Origin of the sequence: Streptomyces sp. NPDC051041 (assembly GCF_044456065.1) — a bacterium.
Taxonomy (GTDB): domain Bacteria; phylum Actinomycetota; class Actinomycetes; order Streptomycetales; family Streptomycetaceae; genus Streptomyces; species Streptomyces glaucus.
Genome location: NZ_JBITFM010000014.1, coordinates 40,499 through 60,463 on the forward strand (window position 1 = coordinate 40,499; position 19,965 = coordinate 60,463).

Consider the following 19,965-nt stretch of genomic DNA (forward strand, 5'->3'; position numbering starts at 1 on the left):
CTCCGCCACGCGGACCCGCCGGAAGGGCCTCGGGCCGAGCGGCCCAGCCCCTTGGCGCCTCGCCGGCCGCCGGCTCCGCCGCCCCCGGCGGGGACGACGTCCGCGGCGTGAACGCGTACGGCGCCGGCGTCCACCGGGCCGAGGCCGTCGACGAAGCCCGTCAGCCGCGGGGGTCCGGCGGGAGGCCGAGACGGACGACGCCGGCCCGGGCGAGTCCGCGGACGGCGTCGTTCATGACCGGACGGCGGGCCGGACGCGCGCACTCCGAAACCCCCGTCCCATCGGACGGGCGCCCGTGCCTACGAGTCCAGCACCGCCTCCATCACCGCCCGCGCGATCGGCGCCGCGACCCCGCTGCTCGTGATCCGCCCGCGCCGCGCCGACCCGCCCTCGACCACCACCGCGACCGCCACCCGCGCCTCCGGATCGCGGTCGCCGTGCGCCCAGGAGACGAACCAGGCGTACGGCGTACCGGAGTTTCCGACGCCGTGCTGGGCCGTGCCGGTCTTGCCGCCGACGGTCGCCCCGCGGATCGCGGCCCGCGCCCCGGTGCCCTTCTCCACCACACCGGTCATCAGCTCCTTCAGCAGCGCGGCCGTCGACGGGCGCATCGCCTGCCGGACCGGGCGGGGGCCGGCCGCCCACACCGTGCCGCCGTCGGCCCGCGTCGTCCGCTCCACCAGGTACGGCGTCCTGACCTGCCCCCGGTTCGCCACGGCCGCCGCCACCATCGCCATCTGCAACGGCGTGGCCCGCGTGTTGTACTGCCCGATCGACGACAGCGCGAGCTGCGCCGGGTCCGCCGAGGTGTCGAAGGTGCTGCGCGCCACCGCGAAGGGGACCCGCAGCCCGTCGTCGCCGAACCCGAAGCCCGCCGCCGCGGCCGCCATGCCCCGCATGCCCACGGCCACGCCGAGCTGTGCGAACACCGTGTTGCAGGACCGTTCGAAGGCCTGCCGCAGCGAGGCGTTCCGGCACCCGCCGGCCCGGTTCGTCAGCCACTTCCTCGTCCCCGGCAGCCGGTACGGGTCCGGCGAGCGGGTCCGCCGGTCCAGGCCGGTGACCACGCCCGCGTCCAGCGCCGCCGCCGCGGTGACCACCTTGAAGGTGGAGCCCGGCGGGTAGGTCTGCCGCACCGCCCGGTTGAGCATCGGCTTGTCCGCGTCGCCGTTCAGCGCCTCCCAGGACCGGGTGACGGCCGCCCCGTTCCCGGACAGCACCTGCGGGTCGTACGACGGCGTGGACACCAGCGCCAGGATCCGCCCGGTCGACGGCTCGACCGCGGCCACCGCCCCCTTGTGCCGGCCCAGCCCCTCGTACGCCGCCTCCTGCGCGGCCCGGTGGATGGTCGTCACCACGTTCCCGCCCCGGCTCCGGGCGCGGCTGACGTCCCGCCACAGCGGCAGGGGCGCCAGCATCGGGTCCGTGCCGGACAGCACGCCGTCCTCCGTGTGCTCCAGCAGCGTCGTCCCGTACGCCTGCGAGGAGAAGCCGGTGACCGGCGCGTACAGGGGGCCGTTGCGGTAGGTCCGTTCGTAGCGCAGGTGCTCGCCGGTGTCCCGGGACCCGGTGACCGGCTCGTCGCCGACCAGGATGTCGCCGCGCGGCTGCTGGTAACGGGCGATGGCGGGCCGGCGGTTGGCGGGGTTGCCGTCGTACGCCGGGGCCTGCACGACCTGGACCCGGGCCGCGTTCACCAGCAGGGCGAGCAGCAGCAGCGCGCAGAAGACGGCGGCGTGCCGGATGTGGCGGGTCATCCTGCCTCCCCGCCCCTCACGGCGCCGTCCGCCCGTCGTACTGGCGGCGCGCCGCGTCGCTGACCCGGATCAGCAGGGCCACGATCGCCCAGTTGGTGACGACCGAGGAGCCGCCCTGCGCCAGGAACGGCATCGCCATGCCGGTCAGCGGGATCAGACCGGTCACCCCGCCGGCGATCATGAACACCTGCAGCGCCACGAGCGACGCGAGCCCGACCGCGAGCAGCCGGCCGAACGGCTCCCGCAGGGCGAGCCCGGCCCTGAACCCCCGCTCCACCAGCAGCGCGTACAGCAGGAAGAGCGCGCACAGACCGGCCAGGCCCAGCTCCTCCCCGGCCGTGGCCAGGATGAAGTCCGACTTGACGGCGAAACCGATCAGGAAGGAGTGGCCGTGCCCCAGCCCCGTGCCGAGCACCCCGCCCGCCGCGAAGGCGAACAGGGACTGCGCGAGCTGGTCCGGGCCCTGCCCCGCCTCGATCGAGGCGAACGGGTGCAGCCAGTCCTGGATCCGGCCGTGCACGTGCGGCTCCAGCCGGCCCACGGCCACCGCGCCCAGCGACGCCAGCAGCAGGCCCACGGCGATCCAGCCGGTGCGGCCGGTGGCGACGTACAGCAGGACGACGAACAGGCCGAAGAAGAGCAGCGAGGTGCCGAGGTCCCGCTCCAGCACCAGCACGCCGACGCTCACCAGCCAGACGGTGAGGATCGGCCCCAGCACGCGGCCGGTCGGCAGCTGCAGCCGCCCGACGCGGCGGCCCGCGTACGCCAGCGCGTTGCGGTTCGCCGCCAGGTACGCGGCGAAGAACACCGCCAGCAGCACCTTCGCGAACTCGCCCGGCTGGATGGAGAACCCGGCGATCCGGACCCAGATGCGGGCCCCGTTCACGGCCGGGAAGAAGATCGGCAGCGTGAGCAGGGCCAGCGCGGCCGCGACGCAGACGTACGTGTAGCGCTGCAGGAGGCGGTGGTCGCGCAGCAGCAGCACGACGACGATGAACAGCGCCACGCCCAGCGTCGACCACACCAGCTGGGCGGGCGCCGCCCGGTCGCCCGGCGTCCGCAGGTCCAGCCGGTAGATCAGCACCAGGCCGAGTCCGTTGAGCAGCACGCCGATCGGCAGCAGCACCGGATCGGCGTACGGGGCCCGCAGGCGCACCGCGCCGTGCGCGACCAGCGCGAGCACGCCGAGCCCGGCGCCGTAACCGACGGCGCCGGGCGGGACGGCGCCCCGGGCGGCCAGGCCGACGGCGCAGTAGCCGTACACCGGCAGCAGCACGGCCAGGACGATCAGGGCGAGCTCGACGCCGCGGCGCCGGGGGAGACGCACGGCGCGGGCGGGGGCGCCCGCCCGCACCGGAGCGGGAGCGGTTCCGACCCTGGTCATGTCCGGAACCCGCTCACCTGGTGGGGGGTGCGTGCGGTGTGGCTCAGCACCAGCGTGGCTTGTGTCCGGCGGTGTCGATGTAGCGGGCCGAGCCCCAGGCCCAGGTGCCGTCCGCGAGCAGATACCACAGGCGGTTGCCCTCCACTGACTCGCCGCCGGTCATGCAGTAGATCCTGACCACCTCGCCCCGATGGGCGTAGCGGATGGTCTGGGAGCCGCGGTTCGGGGCGCTGCGCAGGACCAGCGTGCTCGCCGTGACGACGCCTCTGGTGAAGCGTGAGTCGTGGTGGTCGCCGCCGTTTCCGCCGCCGCCGTTCCCACCGCCGTGCCCGCCGTTTCCGCCGCCGAGGCCACCGTTTCCGCCGCCGCCGTTCCCGCCGCCGTTGAAGTTGCCGTTTCCGCCGGTGGAGGTGCCGTGCCCGCCGTTCCCGCCGCCGCCGTTCCCGCCGCCGAAGCCGCCGTTCCCGCCGCCGGTGAAGCCGCCGTGCCCGCCGTTTCCACCGCCGTTGAAGTTGCCGCCATTGCCGCCGCTGTTGAAGCCGCCGTTCCCGCCGCCGTTGAAGTTGCCGTTTCCGCCGCCGTTGAAGTTGCCGTTTCCGCCGGTGGAGGTGCCGTGCCCGCCGTTTCCGCCGCCGAAGCCGCCGTTTCCAGCGCCGTTGAAGCCGCCGTGCCCACCGCCGTTCCCGCCGCCGAAGCCGCCGTTCCCGCCGCCGTTGAAGTTGCCGTTCCCGCCGTTGAAGTTGCCGCCGTTGCCGCCGCCGTTCCCGCCGCCGAAGCCGCCGTTTCCACCGCCGTTGAAGCCGCCGTGCCCACCGCCGAAGTTGCCGTTGCCGCCGCCGGTGAAGTTGCCGTTTCCGCCGCCGAAGCCGCCGTTCCCGCCGCCGTTGAAGCCGTTGGCGTAGGGATCGCCGCCCCGGCCGTCACCCGCGACGGCGGGAGTGACGGTGGCCGCGGCGGCGAGGGCGCCGGCGGCGGCCACTATGGCGATGCGGCGGGCGAGGGGGGAGCGCAGAGTCATGGGAGTACCTCCGGAAGAGGATGAAGAAGTCAAAGGTGACTCATCGCCACATTAGGAGCGGCGTCCGGGCGGCGCCCGTCACACTGCGCCATCAGGGAGAAGCCCGCGGGCGGGAGGTGTCCGAGGCAGTGTCAGCGTGGCGACCGCCCCGCCGTCCGGCGCGTTCGCGAACTCCAGCCGGGCGCCCAGCACCTCCGCCTGCCCCAGCGCGATGGTCAGCCCGAGCCCGTGCCCCTTGGCCCCGCCCTCGGTGCGGAACCGCTGGGGTCCGTGCGCGAGCAGGTACTCCGGATACCCGTCCCCGTGGTCCCGCACCGTGACCCGCGGTCCGTCGACGGTCAGCTCCACCGGCGCCCGCCCGTGCCGGTGCGCGTTCGCGACCAGATTGCCGAGCACCCGTTCCAGCCGCCGCCGGTCCGTCTCGACCGCCACGTCCCGGACGATCCTGACCCCGGTGCCGGTCCCCGAGGCCCGCACCACCCGCTCGGCGAGCGGTCCCAGCCGCTCGGTGCCCACCTCCAGCCGCTCCCGCCCGGTGTCCAGCCGGGAGATCTCCAGCAGGTCCTCGGTGAGGGTGCGCAACGCCGCCACCCGGTCCCGGACCAGCTCCGTCGGGCGGCCCGGCGGCAGCAGCTCGGCCGCCGCGTGCAACCCGGTCAGCGGGGTGCGCAGCTCGTGCGCCACGTCCGCGGTGAACCGCTGCTCGGCCAGCAGCTTGCCCTGCAGCGACGCCGCCATGGAGTCCAGTGCGGCGGCGACCGCGGCCACCTCGTCCTGCGGGCGCGCCGGGTCCTTCGTGCGGGGATCGCCGACGCGCGCGTCCAGGTCCCCCGCGCTGATCCGCCGGGCCACCCGGGCCGTGGCGTGCAGCCGCCGCGTCACCCGCGTCACCGCGAACGCCCCCACCAGCACCGTCGCCCCGATCGCCGGCGCGGACGACCACACGATCGCCCGGTCGAGGCCGTCGATGGTGCGCTCGCCCTGCGCGTAGTCGACCTCGACCGCGAGGACCCGGCCGCGGTCGGCGGGGCCCGCCGCCCACATCGTGGGGCGCCCGTCGTGGTCGGCGACCATGGTGCCGCGGTCCCCGGCCGCCGCCAGCTCCCGCAGCGGCCGGGGCAGTCCCGGCGGGTCGAGGCCCGCGCCCGGCCCCAGCGCGTCCCCGGACTCGAACGCGTCCGTCGCCCGCGCCAGCCGCTGCAGCGCCAGCTCGCGGGCCTGCCCGACGGTCTGGTTCGTCACCGAGACGTGCACGAGGACGCCGAGCAGCGCGGCGAGCGCGCAGCACATCACCGTGACGAGGCCGGCGGCCCGCACCGCCAGCCGGCCCGCCCACCGGGGCAGCGCGAGCGCCCGGGGCCGTCTCACCGGGCGCTCGCGGAGGGCCGGGGCGGGTGCGTGCGCGGACCGGTGCGCAGCATCTCGTCGTGGGTGAGGAGCATCGCGCGCTGGTCGGCGTCCCAGGTCCAGGTGAGCCGGTACTCGTACCCCGCCACCTCCGACGGCGAGCGGATGATCAGGGACCGGCCGGTCAGCTCGACCCCGCTCACCGCGTCCTCCCACGCCATCACCTGCACCAGCCGGTGCCGGTCGGCGGTGTAGACGCGCACCGCGGTGGTGCTGCCGGGCAGCAGCCGGAAGCCCAGCGTGAGGTCGTCCCGCCCGTCGCCGGTCAGATCCCGGTAGTACGGATCGAGGACCGGGCACCCCGCGCGGCCCCCGGCGCAGTCGTCCATCCGCTCGGCGGTCCCGCGGTACGGCGCCCCGGGGCCGCCGTACTCGTCCGGCCGCGCGGCGATCTCGGCGCGTACGACCGCCACCGGGTCCACCGCGCGGATGCCGTCGCCCGGTACGGCGACGCCCTCGACGACCTCGGTGTCCACCTCGCCGATCTCGAAGGCCGGGCTCGACGCCGGTGTCAGCTCCGGCCACAGCCGCGCCGGACCGGTCGCGGCCGGTGTCGCCCCGGCGTTCCGCAGCCCTCCGGTGTCGCCGCAGCCCGCGGCGGCCGCCAGGACAAGGGCGACGGCGAGTGCGGTACCGGCGCGGCCGGCGCGGAAGAGGCGGCTCAAGGGCACTGTGCTCCTGTCGACCTTCGTCCTGTCGTCCAACTGTCCTGTCGTGCTGCCGGCCCGTCGGCCCGCTGCCCCGCCGGTCCGCTGCCCCGCCGGCTCAGCAGGCCGGCGGGGCAGCGGACCGGCAGGCCGAGGCGACCGGAGATCCCGTACACCTTATTCGCGGGGAAGGCCCCTTCTGCGCGTCCGGGGCGCCGCCGAGCGGACCGCGCACCGCTGCTCGGCCGGCCCCTCCGGCAACCGGGCCGTGGCCGGGCCCGCCCGCGGGCACGCGACGGCGCCTCCCCGCCCTCCCGCCCGGCTGCCCGCCAAGGACAGCCGGGTCCTTGCACGCGGAGCACCCCGCCTGTTCCCATGGTCATGGGGTGATGCCGTATGAGCGCACTGCGCGTCATACCGACCTGGCGCCACGGCCGGGAACGGCTCTACGTCTGCCACCCGGACGGCCGGAACGTCGCCTGGTACGACCGCGAGGCGGCCCGGGTCAACCTGCTCAGCGAGGACCGCAGGGAGGACGTGCTGCAAGCGCTGCGCCCCTTCCTCACCGGCCCGGTCGCGGTGGGGCCGCCCCCCGTCCCCACCCCCGCGGAACTGGCCCGCCTCTCCCTGCACCCGGACGACGACCTCGCGCCCAACCGCCCCGGCGAGGCCCTGCTGGTCGCCCTCGACCGCGACCCCGGCCCGGCCCGCCTCCTCCGCCCGGACCCGCGCCGCCGGGCGCTGGAGGCGGAACAGACGGTGGGGGAGGCCCTGGACCGCATCGACGGCGCCGGCTGGCACACCCTGCACTCCGTCCCGCTCCCCGGCGGCGACCGCATCCACCACCTGGCGATCGGCCCCGGCGGCCTGTTCGCCGTCCACACCCTGTACGCCCGCAAGCAGCGGGTCCGCATCGCCGACCCCCTGGTCGCCCTGGGCCGCCACGACCCGCAGCCGCTGCTGCGCCGCGTCCGCGCCGCCGCCGACCGCGCCTCCTACGCCCTGACGGCCGAGGTCCGCCCCGTCCTGGCCCTGACCGGCCCGGCGGGCGTGACGGTCGAGATCCCGCCGCGCGAGGTCCGCGTCCTGCGGGACACGGAGATCGTGGGCCTGGCCCGGCTCGGGGGTCTGCTGAAACCGGCGGACGTGGAGGCGCTGCACGCGATGGCGCGGGACCGGAACACGTGGACGCGGTTGTGAGCGGCCGCCCCAGCGGCCGGAAGCGCCGGTCCAGTGCCCGGACACCGATGTCATGACCCTGCTCAAGGGAATCGTCCGCGCGGTGCCGACGCCCAGCCCGGGCACGCGGCCGGACGAGGGCCGACCCCAGCCCTCGCCACGACCGGCCCGCCTCTTCGGACGACCCGCTCGCCGCCGACGCCGTCCGGTGACCGTGCCGAACCGGCGAGGACCCGCCTGTCCGCGGAAGAACCCCCGGACACCGGTGGGCGCCCGCGCCCGCACCGCACGGCCGTGGGCGACCGGCTGCCGCCGGGACGGGCCCTGCCGGGGACGACGGGGAACGCGTCGCGGTCGCCCCCGCGGACGGCGAACGGCGCCGCCCGCCGTGCGCGCCCCGCGACCGTGCCCCCGCGCCGCGAGCTGCCCGAGCCCCGTGAACGGACAGGGGCGGCCGCGGCCTGCCGTACGCGGGCGGTCGGCCCGCGCGCCCCGCCTCCCCTAGGCTGACGGGACGCCAAGTGCGCGACCCCGGCAGAACGGAGGAGCCATGCGAGGCCTCACCGAGGCGGACCTCAAGGCACTGGCCGGCCCCCGTTCCTACGAGCGCGGACTCGGCTACCTGGACGCGGTGACCGGGGTGGAGGTCGGCGACGGCCGGGTCACCGCGAGCGTCCACGGCACGGAACGGTACGAGGCGGAGCTGACGCTGGACGGACCCGGCGGGCTGTCCGGCGCGTGCGACTGCCCGTACGGCCTGGAGGGCAACTTCTGCAAGCACCTGGTCGCCCTCGGCCTGACGGTGCTCGCCCGGCGGGAGAGCCTGCCGCGGCAGCGGAAGGCGGCCCGCGACCGGGCACAGGCCCTCGACGCGTGGCTGTCCGCCCTGTCCAAGGACGAACTGGTCGCTCTGGTGCGGGAGCAGATCGGTGAGGACCGGCAGTTGCGGCGCCGCCTGGAATTGCGGGCCGCGAGCGCTCGTGGAGACCTCGCCGCGGTCCGGGCCCGCGTCCGTGAACTGCTGGACACCAGCCCGTTCGCCCGGTACGGGTACGTCGAGTACGCCGACGCCCGCGCCTACGCCGACCAGGCCGGGCAGGCCGTGTCCGCGATCGGCGCGCTCACCGGCTCGGGCCGGGCCGCCGACGCGGTCACCCTGGCACGGGAGGCCATGCGGCTGCTGGCCGAGGCGGTCGAGAGCGTCGACGACTCCGACGGCCGGCTCGGACAGGTGGGCGCCGACCTCGCCGAAGCCCACCTCGAAGCGTGCCGCGCGGCCCGCCCCGACCCCGAGGAACTGGCGCGCTGGATCGTCGGCCACGTGCTCGGCGACTCGGACGACGGCCTCACCGACGTGGACCCGCTCGACTACGCGGACGTCCTCGGCGTCGAGGGCATGGCCCTGGTGCGGAAACTGGCGGTCGAGGCATGGCGGGGCAACCGCCGCGGCTGGGCGGAGAAACACCTGCTGGAGCGTCTCGCCAAGGCGGGAGGCGACATCGACACGGTGATCGCCGTGCACGCGGCCGCCCTCGCCCCGAACGGTCACACCCATCTGCTCATCGCCCGCGAACTGGAAGCCGCCGGACGCCCCGACGAAGCCCTGAACTGGGCGGAGCGCGGTCTCCGGGACGCCCGGGAACTCTCCGCCGTCGACACCGCCCTCGTCGACCACCTCTGCGACCGCTACACACAGACGGACCGGCTCGCCGACGCCGTCACCCTGCGCCGCGACCACTTCGGCGCCCGCCGTACCCTGCTCGCGTACCAGCGGCTGCGCGACGCCGCCCGGGCCGCCGGCCGCTGGCCGGCCGAGCGCGAGGGAGCGCTGACCCTGCTGCGCGCCGATACGCAGCGGCGTCGACCGGGCCGGTACGGCGGCTCCGTCCTGGTCGACGCCCTGCTCGACGACGAGGACGTCGACGCCGCCTGGCAGGCCGCCACCGACACCGGCGCCGACGACCGGCAGTGGCTCGCCCTCGCCGACCGGGTCCGGGCCACCCGCCCCGCTGACGCGCTCGGCGTCTACCTGCGCCTGGCCGAACCGCTGACCGGACAGACCGGCAACGCGGTCTACGAGCAGCTCGTCGGCCTCCTGCTGAGCATCCGGGACTGCCACCGCCACCTGGGCACGGAGGACGAGTTCACCGCGTACGTCACCGGCCTGCGCACCGCCCGGAAACGCAAGCGGAACCTGATGCGCCTGATGGACGAGCACGGCCTGTGAGCCGCACGGCACCACGGCACGCCACCCACCCCCGCCACCCGCTCGTGTTCACCACAGACCGCCGCCGGAACCGGACCAGCCGACGGGAAAGATCATGGCGAGGAACCCGGGAAGGACCAGCCGGCCCCGGCCGCCCCACCCTCCGCGAGCCCTGCACACCCGGTCCGCCGCCGGACACACCCAGCCCGCTGCCGGCCGCCGACCGCCCGGACCCGATCCAGCACCCCCCGCCCGGCACCGCCTCACCGCCCACGACTTTCCCGGACGGAACAGCCAGGCTTCAAGCCCCGAGCCCTTCTCACCGAGGGCCGGCTGAGACCGGTGACAGCCCCTCTGCCCACTCGCAGGCAACGTTGGGTGGGCTGCTCCCGGCGTCCTGGCCGGACCCGGCTCCCGTGGCGGTCGCCGGGGAGGACCACCTCTTGCTGATTTCCAGGAGATGCCATGGGCCTGTTCACGATCCTCGACGAAGCGGTGGCCGCTCTCAAGGCTCCCCTGGGAGCGGACGACCGGGCGCAGGGCTGGACCGACGACCTCCGGCGAGAGCTGCAGGAGGAGATCTCCGTCAACCGCTCGGTGCTGCGCCGCCACGGGACGGGTATGGCGCGGCACCTGCGCCCGCGCCTCGACGAGTGGATGGACCACGAGGGCGTGCGGCCCGGACGCCTCCGGGACCTGGTGAGTGACGTGCAACGGTCGCTCGTGGAAGCCCGGACCACGACATGAGAGATCCCCACCGACCTGAACGTCCCCTCCCGCCACCAACCCGCGAACAGCTCACAGACCCCGACACACAGCTGCTTCGGGCGGCATCCGCCTGCACAGACAAAAAGACCCCGCACCCAACGCTTCCGCTGGTCACGGGGTCTTCCGGACTTCCCGCGAAGTGCCCCCGGCAGGATTCGAATCTGCGCACACGGCTCCGGAGCCCAGGTGAGAACGAGGAACCTCCCGGGTGCTGACCTGCGATGGAGCGCTTCCGCTGGCCACCTCCAACCAAGATCATTACGCCCCTATTACGTGGGCGACCTGTCCGCGGACGGAGCCGCGCCGTATCGTCGGAAGCATGATCTCGGGCAGTGGCGGGGGACCGCACGACGGCGGCACGGAGTTCACGGCGGAGGGCGTGGCAGTCGTCCTGCGCGAGGCGTGCGAGGCGGCCGGCCTGGACGCGACCGGGGCGGAGCTGCTGCGGCTGGGCTCCAACGCGGTGTACCGGCTGGCGTCCTTACCGGTCATCGTGCGCATCGCGCGCGACCCCGCCGTCCTGACGGAGATGGAACGGGCCGTGGGCGTCGCCCGGTGGCTGGAGGCGGTCGACTTCCCGGCCACGCGTGTGCCGGCCGGGATCGCTCAGCCCGTAGTCGTGCGCGGCCTGGTGGTGACCTTCTGGGAGAGCGTCCAGGAGCGCGAGGAGTACGCGACGCTGGGCGAAGTGGCCGACTTGCTCCGCCAGCTGCACTGGCTGGAGGAACCCGAGTCGCTGGGCCTGCCGTACTTCGACCCCATGGCCAAGCTGTCGGCCTCGCTGGGCGGTCTGGACGCCGTCTCCGAGGAGGACCGGTCCTTCCTGGAGGAACGGGCGGTCAGGCTCGCCAAGGAGTACGACCGGCTGGACTTCGTGTTGCCCTTCGGGATGATCCACGGGGACGCCAACATCGGGAACGTCCTCCGGCACCGGGACGGCCATGCCGTCCTCATCGACCTTGATGGTTTCGCCCTCGCCCCGCGCGAGTGGGACCTGATCCTGACCACGCTCTACTACGACCGGTACGGCTGGCACACCAAGGCGGAGTACGCGGAGTTCGTCCACCGCTACGGCTTCGACCTCATGAACTGGCCCGGTTACGAGACCCTGGCCGACCTGCGGGAGCTGATGATGGTCGCCTGGCTCGGTCACCAGGTGGGCACAAGTGAGCGTTCCACTGCCGAGTTCGCTCGCCGAGTGCGGTCACTGCGGACGGGTGAGGGGCGCGACTCGTGGAGTCCCTTCTGAGTGTCGGTGACGCAGGATCAGGGCCGTACCGGCCGAATCCCTGCTGTTGCTTCGGCTGTTGACCTTCACGCGGCTCTGCCTCCCGCAGCGATCCACAGCCTGTGCTCTCGCGCCTGCTCCGCAAGATCGCGCGCCACGGCACTGCGGCCGGTCAGGTCAAGGTGCCGCCGGAACTCGGCGAGGTAGCTGATGCACCGCGCGGACTTGAGCTGCTCTCCGAGATCCAGCGCGTCGAGTGCCACGCGGCACGCCTCCTCGACGTCCCCCGCACGCAAGTGGGCGTCGGCAAGAACCATGGTCGCGAAGAAGTCACTCCGTACGTGGTTGCCGCTCATGGCGTTCTCCGCGTGGACCACCGCCCGGCGGGCTCTGTTGACGTCACGGAAGCAGTGGGCAACCTCGGCGGCAAGCTCGGCTTCGTCGAAGTAGCTGATCCACTCCGGTTCGTCCTCGCTGTTCCGGCTTTCGAGGGCCTTGGTCGCCGCGTTCAGGGCGGCCTCGCAGGCGGTGACGTCTCCGGTGCGCGCGAGGGCGCGGGCCTCCATCGCATGGAACTGGGCGCGCAGCGTCGGCGTGGCCACCGGGGAAATGCCCATGAGTGCGGCGCGGGCGAGAGTGGCGGCCTGGGTGTACCGCCCCAAGAAAGTCGCTTGGTGGCTCATCGCCGACAGGATGCTGCCCGCGAGCCGGCGGTCATTGGCGTCCTGGGCGAGCCGGAGGGCTTGGAGGAAGTACCGCTGGGCGAGGCCATGGTGGCAGGCGTCGTACGACATCCAGCCGGCGAGGAGAGTCGCTTCCGCCACGGTGGAGAACAGGGCTCGGCCTACCTGCTCGGTGTACCGGCCTCGCAGGAGCGGGACCACATCGTTGTTGAGGTACTGGATGAGCGAGTGACGCGCGTGGTCACCGCCGAAGCGGTCGTCGAGCTGGGCGAACATGTCCGCCGTGGTCTTTACGGCCGCCACGTCGCCGAGACCGACTCGGACACCCTCGCCGCGCGGCCTGGGAGCACTCGGCTCCGGTGCGACCAACCACCGGAGGGACGCCTCGCTCCACGCGGGCTCGGACGGTTCCGCCGTGACCAGCGGGTCGTACTGGTTGAGGTCCGCACGCCACAACTGGCCGACCGTCTGAATGGCGTCGTCCGGGCTGGCGGGATAGACGGCGTCGAGTACGGCGGCGTCCTTCGGCTCCTGGTGGCTCAGACCGAGTTCCGCCGCGCTGGTGGCGTAGGCGTCGCACAGCAGCGCCCCATAGAAGTCGTCCGGCGTGCTGTGGCCGTTCTCCCAACTGGCGATGCGGCGCTTCACGCTGGCGTCCGAGGGGAGCTGATGCCCACGCTGGGCGGCAGCCCGGCGTAACTCCCTCACCAACCGCGGCTGACTCCAGCCCCGGCCCGTGCGCGCCTCACGTAAGCGGACACTGGTCGGCTTCATGAAGACGTGACCCTTCACTCCCTGCGCATACGCCGGTGCGACGACTCGGGTTACCTGTCCGAATGTACGCGCTGGTCATTGTCTCTTGCAGGTAGTAGTCGGGGATCGTCTGCGGAGATGGGGTGACGGGGGATGATATGACACGCGTGCACGCGTCATCCCCCGTCACCTCTCGTCATCTGCCCTGGCCAGGGGCTGTGCCGTGAGTCTGGACGCACGGCGGCATCGGGGCCGCATCACAGTCTGACTGAGGGTGAGACGACGTGCAGAGGATGACCCGGCGGGGAATGGAATGGCTGTCTGCGTCGGCGGATGACCCGGCGCAGTGTCGGCAGATCTGGGCGGATGACCCGCGGATGCCCTGCCTGCTGGCGACCGGCCGCTTCTTCGACGTGGTGAGCGTGGAAGAGCGCCTTGGGTTGGAAATGTTCGACCGCCTTCTGCGCAGCGGGCTGCCGTTCGGGCCTGCGGTCGTGGACCGCAAGGCCCAGCGCGTCGGATTCTTCCTGGGCTCGCAGAGCCGCGAGACCTTCAGGTACTACCTCCAGCGCGAAACGTCCTCCCCGCCGCCCTACCGGTATCTCGGGCAGGGCTCCGCCGTCGTCGTGCCCGGCCCCATCCCGCTGTCCGGTGACCGCTACCAGTGGCTTCGTGCGCCGATGCGCCGGCCGGAGGCCAACCCGTTGCGCCCGGTGGCTCTCGCGACCACGCTGGTGGCCTCCGCGGAAGTCCTGGCGAGGATCGACCACTTCGGGGAGCGGTACCCGACTCCGTACTCGGCGGTCGCTGCGCTTCCGGAGGAGACGACCACCGATGAGGGATGAGCCGGCCAACGGGTGCGACGCCGCCATGTGGTCGCCTCTCGACAGCGACGGATGGTACGCGGCCCGGAACGCGACCACCGCTCTGCGGGACGTGCTGGTGCGCGCCGGTCTGGAGAAGGACTTCCCCTACCTACGCGCGGACCTGAACGCCTTCGGGCACGGCTTGGTCGAGCTGGGCCGGGTGTCTCCGGACACGGCGGAGCGCCTTGCAGAGCTCCTGCACCTGGCCCTGGCAAGTGGCTTCGGCCAAGACAGTGACGGTGCCGAGCACGCACCGGCCACCGTCGAGGAACCCCGAGGGAAGGACCTGACGTCATGACCGACCGGCGAGGAGTGGTGGCCAAACGCGCGGAGGACTTCATGCCGGGCGTGCCCTACGTCCGAGGCTGGAACCGCGCCCGGCGAAGCGCCGGCACCCTGGCCGATCAGCTGGTGCTGCTCGGGCTGGACTCCGACTTCCCTGGCCTGGTGGCCGACGTGAACGTCTTCGGTGACGGGTTGGTGCAGCTCGGGACCGTCCGCCCCGAAGCAGCCGAACTGCTGGCCAAGCTGATCACGGCGGGGCTGGAAGCCGAAAGGCGCGGCGGATCCGCTCGGGAGGCACCTGCGGCCTGAGTTGCCCTCGGACGCCGGTTGGTTGCGGTCGAGCAGACTCCCGCGATCAGTCGGCCTGGCCCCGTACGACATCGTTCCTTGGCGTTGTCGTACGGGGCTCCTCGCGTTCCGGTGTCCCCTGGCGCGAGTCGGTCTGCCGCTCGGCCGGGACCGGCGCCCCAGCGCCGCAGCCCGGACGAAGCGGCAGGCCGGTGGCTCGTCGAGGACTTCCGAGGCGTACGCGTTGGCGCTGCCGCCGAAGTTGAAGACCCGGTACTTCTACCGGAGCCGTTTGGTGAGTTGCTCCGCGTTGGTCTGGGGGCTTTGCGAGGGTAATGCGGCGCTCTACAAGACCGGCCTTCTGCGCGCGGAGGGCCTTTTCGGTCATGGTTCAATCGAAGGTGAGGTCCATCTTTGCGGTGTGCAGCTGATGGTGCGAAAGTTGTGGCTGGTTATGCGGGAGATCTCGTTGTGACCCTCGCACTCGGCGTGCAACTGGCGGATCTCGTTCAGCTCGGTGGGTGACTGGGTTGGTGTTATGGATGGCCACAGCGCACCTCCTCGCGGGCGCGCGAAGGCCCGGTCGGGGAGAGAAGCCGACCGGGCCAGTTAACGGGGATCGGTCAGGTCAGCAGGACTCCTCGAACTTCACCGCCGTCAGGGTCACGGGCTGCCCGTCGAGCTTCACGCCGGCGGCGGGGTCCTGGGAGCAGACCTTCCAGTTCGACTCAACGAGGACCATACGGCCCTGCCGGGAGGCGTCGGTGACGGTAAGGCTCGTGGAGCTGTCGAGTGCCTGACGGGCGACCTTCACTGACTTGCCCTTGAAGTCGGGCATCGTGCCGCCGGCAGCTTCGGTTTCCGTCCCTGCGTCCTTGGCGGGGCAGTCCTCCTCAAGCTTGACCGTGGCGAAGTCGACCTTCGTGTCGGTGGGGCGCTCGCCGGCCTGCGGCGTCTGAGAGCAGACCTTCCACTGCCGGTCGAGGATTTGGTTCCGTCCGCGGCCGAGGGCGTCATGCGAGGTGAGGTTGTAAAAACCGGCCTCTTGTGCTTGGTCCTGGGCGGACTGCAGGCCCTTGCCAGCCATATCCGGGAGGGCTGCCGTCTCGGCCTTGTTGTCGTCGGTGTCTGGGTTGGCCGCGTTCTGGCTGGCGACACTTTGGCTGGCAGTAGGCGTTTGAGCGCCGCCGCTGCCGGTTTCGGTGCCTTCGCAGGCGGTGAGTGCGAGAGCGACCACAGTGATGAGTGCGGCGACGGTGGCGTGCTTGTTCATGGTCCCCCCATGAGGTGCGTAAGATTCAAGGGGCATCATGCGCCGCGAAGTTGTGCCGCGGGGGTGATGTGACGCTTCTGTGACACGATTGGGTGTTATCTATTTCCGGATACATCGGATCTGCAGCTCATGGTGGGTCATGACCATTTGGAATGAGACTACGGGCGCAGCGGCTGTGGGTGCAGCGAGCAGCAGTGTCAGTCCGTATCTGGGAGCGGAACGGTGCTGAACATATGCAGTCTGTAGGTGTCCCAGCTGATTTCGATTTGCTTGGGTGGCCGGCTAAGTTCACCGGGCTGCACGGTGACATCGCCACCGTTGGTGGGGCCGCCTTCTATGTCGAGTCGCATGTTCACGAGCTGAGTAACGGGCGGGAGCGTGCGCTCACGCGTCAGAGCCCCGCCGCCAAAGAGGAGACGGCGGGGTTGTCTCTGCGACGGACGCGGCAACTATATGGGGAAGGCAGGAGCAAATCCTCGTCCGGGCTGCGGAGAGCGGGCCACGTGACAGCCGTTCGACGCCATGCTACGCCCCGGGCGGCAGGCACGTCGTTGTACCTGAACGGGTGGCACTCAGCCCTTGCTGATCTGCCATTCCACCGGCTCATCCAGCATACCCGGGCTGTATAGCACCCGCTCCGGGCGCCCTTCCTTCGATACCTGGAACGCGATGTTCCCTCGCACGCAGTCGCCTGAGCCGACCTTTGCGTTCATCGGGTACAGCGGCTGCGGTAGATCCCCCGCGGTCGTTCCGGCCGGCTCCACCCGGGCTCCATCCGGGTAAGCCAGTGACCATACGAACGGCGTGGTTTCGATCGGTTTGCTTCCCTTATTGCAGACCTTCACCTCTAGTGTCGCCCATTTCTGACCCGTGTTCAGCAGGCTCAGGGAGTCTTTGATGCCCTCGTCCCTGTAGGTCAGGGCGGTGGCGCTCAATTTGGCTTCGGCGCTGACGTTCGCCGTGTCCCCGAGCTTCAGCGCCTTCCGCGTTGCGCTGGCTGAAGGAGTAGGGCTCGGGGTCGAGCTGTCGGGGGGCCTTGACCCTTGATCCTGGACACACGAGACACTGGATCCTGAGAATCTGAGAACGGACATCTCGTGGTCATGAAGAACTATCCGCCGCAGTTCAAGGCGGACGCGGTCGCGCTGTACCAGTCGCGGCCCGAGGCGACGATCAGGCAGGTCGCCGCCGATCTGGGGATCAACCCCGAGACCCTGCGGAACTGGGTCCGGGCGGCCGGAGCGAGCCGGCCCCGGGGACGCCGGGCGGAGGCGCTGGCCGAGCCGCCGACGCGGTTGGAGGCGGAGAACGCCGCTCTGCGGAAGAAGGTCCGTGAGCTGGAGGAAGAGCGCGAAATCCTGCGGAAGGCGGCGAAGTATTTCGCCGGGGAGACGCGCTGGTGAACCGCTTCCAGTTCGTCGCCGACCACCAGCGCCGCTACGGCGTGAAGCGGCTGTGCACCGTCCTGGGCATCGCCCGCTCCGGCTTCTACTACTGGCGCCGCACGGCCACGGACCGGGCCGTCCGGCAGGCGGCCGACGCCGCTCTCGCCGCACGGATCCGGACTGTGCACCGCGAGTCGGACGGCACCTACGGCGTCCCCAGGATCACCGCCGAGCTCCGCGAGGCGGGCGAGCGGGTCAACCACAAGCGGATCGCGCGCGTGATGCGAATCATCGGCCTGGCAGGCGTGCGCTTGCGTCGCAGGCACCACACCACGATCGCGGACCCGGCCGCGGCGAAGGCCCCGGACCTGATCGGCCGCGACTTCACCGCACGCAAGCCGAACACAAAGTACGTCGGCGACATCACCTATCTCCCCGTGGAGGGCGAGAAGTTCCTCTACCTGGCCACCGTCGTCGACCTCGCCTCACGCCGCCTGGCCGGCTGGGCGATCGCGGACCACATGCGCACCGGCCTCGTCACCGACGCCCTGGCCGCCGCCGAACAAACCCGCGGCAGCCTCACCGGAGCGGTCCTGCACACCGATCACGGAGCCCAGTACACCAGCCGGGCCTTCGCCGACGCCTGCCGCAGGGCCGGTGTCCGCCAGTCCATGAGCGCGATCGGCTCCAGCGCGGACAACGCGCTCGCCGAGTCCTTCAACGCGACCTTCAAACGTGAGACCCTCCAGGGCCGAAAGCGCTGGTCCAGCGAGCGCGAGGCCCGCCTCGACGCGTTCCGATGGCTGCACCGCTACAACACCCGACGCCGTCACTCCCGCCTCGGACAACGCAGCCCCATCGCCTATGAGACAGCACTCGACACAACATCAACTACCCTGCCCAAGCCGCATAGCCCGTGTCCAAGATTCCGGGTCAAGGCCCGGTTCGCTGACGTCTACAGCTGTCCGCGGTTGTCACGCAGTTAGACACTCGCCGTGCCTCACACCTCTCGTTGCGCATAGCAGGTGGAACAGCTGTGCGGTCCGTACAACGAGCGACAGGACAAACCTTACAGCGGCAGCTAACCAGCTGTCAGTGGCGCCGTCTATCCTGCGGCTTGTGGCCTGGTTAACAAACGACGAGATCGTCGCCCTGACAAGTGAAGAGTTCGATGCATGGGTTGATACTTTGGAACCGTGCAAGGTGTGCTTCGACAAGCTTTGGCGGGTCGATGCGGGACCCAAAGGAAGGGTATGTTCGCAGTGCCGCAACGCTGAACGGCAGTCACGACGACACAACCTGACACGTGCTCGTGTCAATGCAATCCTTAGAGTTCAGGATGACACCTGCCCCCTCTGTCGCCGCCTGGGAGGCGACTCCTCGATGGAAGGGCCGTCATGGTGGCACATTGATCATGATCATCGCTGCTGTCCCGGCCCAACCTCTTGCGGACAGTGCGTACGAGGACTGCTGTGCCAGGACTGCAACACCCGCGGTTTGGCTTGGTACGAGAGTCTCGCTGCCGACTTGCAGACCTGGGATCACGCCAACGCCTACTTAACCGATCCTCCTGCTCACAGACCAGAGGCAGCGGTGCTGTTCCACGGAGATCTCACCGGCGTCCGCTCACGGGATGGGTCCTTTGCTGACTGGCGCTCCAACAAGCCCCTCGGTGAGCCCTTTTAGCACGCTGGCTGACGGTAGCGGGACATGCGACCGAACCTTGGGTTCACGACTCGCTTCCTGCCGCCACCCCTCTGGATCGGTCTCCTGTACGATGGCCGCCGTCCCAATTCCTGGGCAACTTACGCCACTTCCAGTCCACGGACTCGCTGCTGGCGTAGTCCACTGCACCCTCCCCAAAGGGAGGCCGAGTGATGGAGAGCTCATGCCCAAAACCGCGTACATCTACGTACCCAGCCCTTCCCGCGAGAACCTTGAAATCGGGCTCGACCAGGGCTTGTGGGGATGGCGCCGCAGCGCCCTCGACCGTGCCGGCACTCGCCAGGCAGTCCAGTCCCTTACCGAAGGCGACTTCCTCGTCCTGGGGCACCGGGGGCCCAACAGCCGAGTTGCTCCGGGCGGATGGGCGAACGCAATCCTGCAGCGTGTCATCGTTACCCAGGTCAGCCGGCCCTACTTCACCGACAGCACCCTTGTCTGGCCGGACGACGACTACCCCGAGCGCATCGGCATCGACGTCCTCGAGGAAGAACAGAACGTGCACGGCACCGCCCTCGGTACCGACGCCATGGAAGCTCTGCGTCTGTCCGCCAACAAGCAGGGGGCCGCGGTCCTCCAGCCTGGTATCGCAGCCGTCGCCCAGCTCGCCGACGCGCTCTCGCCTGCTCCTGCCCTTCCGGGCGACGCGACCGTGGACCACGAGGGCGCCGACAGCGCCGTCGCCCAGGTACTCGTCCGTCGGGAGCAGGCCAAGCTCCGCAGGAACCTGCTCGGTGGCGCCACCGAGGCGGCCTGTGCCTTGTGCGGCCGTGTCCTGCCCACCCGGTTTATCCGCGCCGCCCACATTAAGCGGCGCAGCGCGGCCAGCCGCCAGGAGCGGCTGATGATGGCCAACATCATGCCCGCCTGTCTCATCGGCTGCGACGAGCTTTTCGAGCACGGCTACGTGTACGTCACCGACAACGGCACCATCGCCGCCGGCTCGAAGAGCAACACCACCCCTGACCTGGCTGCCGCAGCGAAGGCTCTCGAAGGCCGCACCGTTGCCGACTACGGCCCCCACCGCGCACCCTTCTACTCCTGGCACCGCACCCACATCGCCAACTGAGCGGGCAAAGTCAGTCTGACCAACAGGCAGACCAATTTAGAGTGGGT

Annotated in this window: 18 protein-coding genes; 10 read left to right on the plus strand and 8 right to left on the minus strand. The window is 71.5% G+C overall.

From position 1 onward, the window contains the following. Positions 1-299: 299 nt before the first annotated feature. The 5 genes from ACIBAI_RS21125 to ACIBAI_RS21145 all read right to left on the minus strand — a co-directional run bounded on the left by ACIBAI_RS21125 (position 300) and on the right by ACIBAI_RS21145 (position 6,237). Positions 300-1,757 (minus strand): penicillin-binding transpeptidase domain-containing protein, encoded by a 1,458-nt coding sequence (locus ACIBAI_RS21125; RefSeq protein WP_399036342.1) that lies wholly within the window; start codon positions 1,755-1,757, stop codon positions 300-302. Between the two features lie 16 nt (positions 1,758-1,773). Continuing rightward, positions 1,774-3,141 carry an FtsW/RodA/SpoVE family cell cycle protein gene (locus ACIBAI_RS21130; protein WP_399036344.1) on the minus strand — a complete coding sequence of 456 codons (1,368 nt, stop codon included), beginning with the start codon at positions 3,139-3,141 and terminating at the stop codon, positions 1,774-1,776. A gap of 43 nt (positions 3,142-3,184) precedes the next feature. Further along, positions 3,185-4,159 (minus strand): SH3 domain-containing protein, encoded by a 975-nt coding sequence (locus ACIBAI_RS21135; protein WP_399036346.1) that lies wholly within the window; start codon positions 4,157-4,159, stop codon positions 3,185-3,187. A gap of 78 nt (positions 4,160-4,237) precedes the next feature. Beyond that, on the minus strand, positions 4,238-5,527 hold the full coding sequence (locus tag ACIBAI_RS21140; RefSeq protein ID WP_399036347.1) for an ATP-binding protein: 1,290 nt from the start codon (positions 5,525-5,527) through the stop codon (positions 4,238-4,240). Beyond that, complete coding sequence (locus tag ACIBAI_RS21145; protein WP_399036348.1) at positions 5,524-6,237, minus strand: hypothetical protein; 714 nt, start codon at positions 6,235-6,237, stop codon at positions 5,524-5,526. Before ACIBAI_RS21145 ends, ACIBAI_RS21140 begins: the two co-directional genes overlap by 4 nt. 372 nt (positions 6,238-6,609) lie before the next feature. On the opposite strand from ACIBAI_RS21145, the gene ACIBAI_RS21150 reads away from it, so the two are divergent. From ACIBAI_RS21150 to ACIBAI_RS21165, 4 genes are all read left to right on the plus strand, one after another. Beyond that, positions 6,610-7,413: a nuclease-related domain-containing protein gene (locus tag ACIBAI_RS21150; RefSeq protein ID WP_399036350.1), complete on the plus strand. Its 804-nt coding sequence runs from the start codon at positions 6,610-6,612 to the stop codon at positions 7,411-7,413. Between the two features lie 529 nt (positions 7,414-7,942). Further along, positions 7,943-9,619 (plus strand): SWIM zinc finger domain-containing protein, encoded by a 1,677-nt coding sequence (locus tag ACIBAI_RS21155; RefSeq protein WP_399036351.1) that lies wholly within the window; start codon positions 7,943-7,945, stop codon positions 9,617-9,619. Between the two features lie 444 nt (positions 9,620-10,063). After that, positions 10,064-10,345: a hypothetical protein gene (locus tag ACIBAI_RS21160; RefSeq protein ID WP_399036353.1), complete on the plus strand. Its 282-nt coding sequence runs from the start codon at positions 10,064-10,066 to the stop codon at positions 10,343-10,345. A gap of 340 nt (positions 10,346-10,685) precedes the next feature. Further along, positions 10,686-11,615 carry a phosphotransferase family protein gene (locus ACIBAI_RS21165; protein ID WP_399036354.1) on the plus strand — a complete coding sequence of 310 codons (930 nt, stop codon included), beginning with the start codon at positions 10,686-10,688 and terminating at the stop codon, positions 11,613-11,615. A 65-nt stretch (positions 11,616-11,680) separates the two neighbouring features. Here ACIBAI_RS21165 and ACIBAI_RS21170 read toward each other — a convergent pair whose 3' ends face one another. Continuing rightward, positions 11,681-12,925 (minus strand): hypothetical protein, encoded by a 1,245-nt coding sequence (locus ACIBAI_RS21170; RefSeq protein ID WP_399036356.1) that lies wholly within the window; start codon positions 12,923-12,925, stop codon positions 11,681-11,683. Positions 12,926-13,314: 389 nt separating this feature from the next. Here ACIBAI_RS21170 and ACIBAI_RS21175 point away from each other — a divergent pair, with 389 nt between their 5' ends. Genes ACIBAI_RS21175 through ACIBAI_RS21185 form a run of 3 tightly spaced genes read left to right on the plus strand, consistent with a single transcriptional unit; the run spans position 13,315 to position 14,490 of the window. Further along, on the plus strand, positions 13,315-13,875 hold the full coding sequence (locus ACIBAI_RS21175) for a bifunctional DNA primase/polymerase (RefSeq protein WP_399036357.1): 561 nt from the start codon (positions 13,315-13,317) through the stop codon (positions 13,873-13,875). Next, the gene (locus ACIBAI_RS21180) at positions 13,865-14,194 is read left to right on the plus strand and encodes a hypothetical protein (protein ID WP_399036358.1); all 330 of its coding nucleotides are present in this window, start codon (positions 13,865-13,867) and stop codon (positions 14,192-14,194) included. The genes ACIBAI_RS21175 and ACIBAI_RS21180 overlap by 11 nt, the downstream gene beginning before the upstream one ends. After that, positions 14,191-14,490 (plus strand): hypothetical protein, encoded by a 300-nt coding sequence (locus ACIBAI_RS21185; RefSeq protein WP_399036360.1) that lies wholly within the window; start codon positions 14,191-14,193, stop codon positions 14,488-14,490. Before ACIBAI_RS21180 ends, ACIBAI_RS21185 begins: the two co-directional genes overlap by 4 nt. 607 nt (positions 14,491-15,097) lie before the next feature. Here ACIBAI_RS21185 and ACIBAI_RS21190 read toward each other — a convergent pair. Both ACIBAI_RS21190 and ACIBAI_RS21195 read right to left on the minus strand, forming a co-directional pair. Continuing rightward, entirely contained in the window at positions 15,098-15,742 is a 645-nt protein-coding gene (locus ACIBAI_RS21190) for a PASTA domain-containing protein (protein WP_399036362.1), read from the minus strand. Positions 15,743-16,314: 572 nt separating this feature from the next. After that, on the minus strand, positions 16,315-16,677 hold the full coding sequence (locus tag ACIBAI_RS21195; RefSeq protein WP_399036364.1) for a DUF4352 domain-containing protein: 363 nt from the start codon (positions 16,675-16,677) through the stop codon (positions 16,315-16,317). Between the two features lie 168 nt (positions 16,678-16,845). On the opposite strand from ACIBAI_RS21195, the gene ACIBAI_RS21200 reads away from it, so the two are divergent. From ACIBAI_RS21200 to ACIBAI_RS21210, 3 genes are all read left to right on the plus strand, one after another. Continuing rightward, positions 16,846-17,145 carry a transposase gene (locus ACIBAI_RS21200; RefSeq protein ID WP_399036496.1) on the plus strand — a complete coding sequence of 100 codons (300 nt, stop codon included), beginning with the start codon at positions 16,846-16,848 and terminating at the stop codon, positions 17,143-17,145. A gap of 846 nt (positions 17,146-17,991) precedes the next feature. After that, positions 17,992-18,813 carry an endonuclease domain-containing protein gene (locus ACIBAI_RS21205; protein ID WP_399036365.1) on the plus strand — a complete coding sequence of 274 codons (822 nt, stop codon included), beginning with the start codon at positions 17,992-17,994 and terminating at the stop codon, positions 18,811-18,813. A gap of 202 nt (positions 18,814-19,015) precedes the next feature. Next, a complete protein-coding gene (locus ACIBAI_RS21210) occupies positions 19,016-19,918 on the plus strand; it encodes a hypothetical protein (protein ID WP_399036367.1) in 903 nt (300 codons plus the stop codon). Positions 19,919-19,965: the final 47 nt, after the last annotated feature.

What these genes read in the sequence shown, in the direction of transcription:
- ACIBAI_RS21125 (WP_399036342.1), bottom strand. Translation starts at nt 1,757, where the DNA reads ATGACCCGCCACATCCGGCACGCCGCCGTCTTCTGCGCGCTGCTGCTG.
- ACIBAI_RS21130 (WP_399036344.1), bottom strand. Translation starts at nt 3,141, where the DNA reads ATGACCAGGGTCGGAACCGCTCCCGCTCCGGTGCGGGCGGGCGCCCCC.
- ACIBAI_RS21135 (WP_399036346.1), bottom strand. Translation starts at nt 4,159, where the DNA reads ATGACTCTGCGCTCCCCCCTCGCCCGCCGCATCGCCATAGTGGCCGCC.
- ACIBAI_RS21150 (WP_399036350.1), top strand. Translation starts at nt 6,610, where the DNA reads ATGAGCGCACTGCGCGTCATACCGACCTGGCGCCACGGCCGGGAACGG.
- ACIBAI_RS21155 (WP_399036351.1), top strand. Translation starts at nt 7,943, where the DNA reads ATGCGAGGCCTCACCGAGGCGGACCTCAAGGCACTGGCCGGCCCCCGT.
- ACIBAI_RS21160 (WP_399036353.1), top strand. Translation starts at nt 10,064, where the DNA reads ATGGGCCTGTTCACGATCCTCGACGAAGCGGTGGCCGCTCTCAAGGCT.
- ACIBAI_RS21165 (WP_399036354.1), top strand. Translation starts at nt 10,686, where the DNA reads ATGATCTCGGGCAGTGGCGGGGGACCGCACGACGGCGGCACGGAGTTC.
- ACIBAI_RS21180 (WP_399036358.1), top strand. Translation starts at nt 13,865, where the DNA reads ATGAGGGATGAGCCGGCCAACGGGTGCGACGCCGCCATGTGGTCGCCT.
- ACIBAI_RS21185 (WP_399036360.1), top strand. Translation starts at nt 14,191, where the DNA reads ATGACCGACCGGCGAGGAGTGGTGGCCAAACGCGCGGAGGACTTCATG.
- ACIBAI_RS21190 (WP_399036362.1), bottom strand. Translation starts at nt 15,742, where the DNA reads ATGAACAAGCACGCCACCGTCGCCGCACTCATCACTGTGGTCGCTCTC.
- ACIBAI_RS21200 (WP_399036496.1), top strand. Translation starts at nt 16,846, where the DNA reads ATGAAGAACTATCCGCCGCAGTTCAAGGCGGACGCGGTCGCGCTGTAC.
- ACIBAI_RS21205 (WP_399036365.1), top strand. Translation starts at nt 17,992, where the DNA reads ATGAGACAGCACTCGACACAACATCAACTACCCTGCCCAAGCCGCATA.
- ACIBAI_RS21210 (WP_399036367.1), top strand. Translation starts at nt 19,016, where the DNA reads ATGCCCAAAACCGCGTACATCTACGTACCCAGCCCTTCCCGCGAGAAC.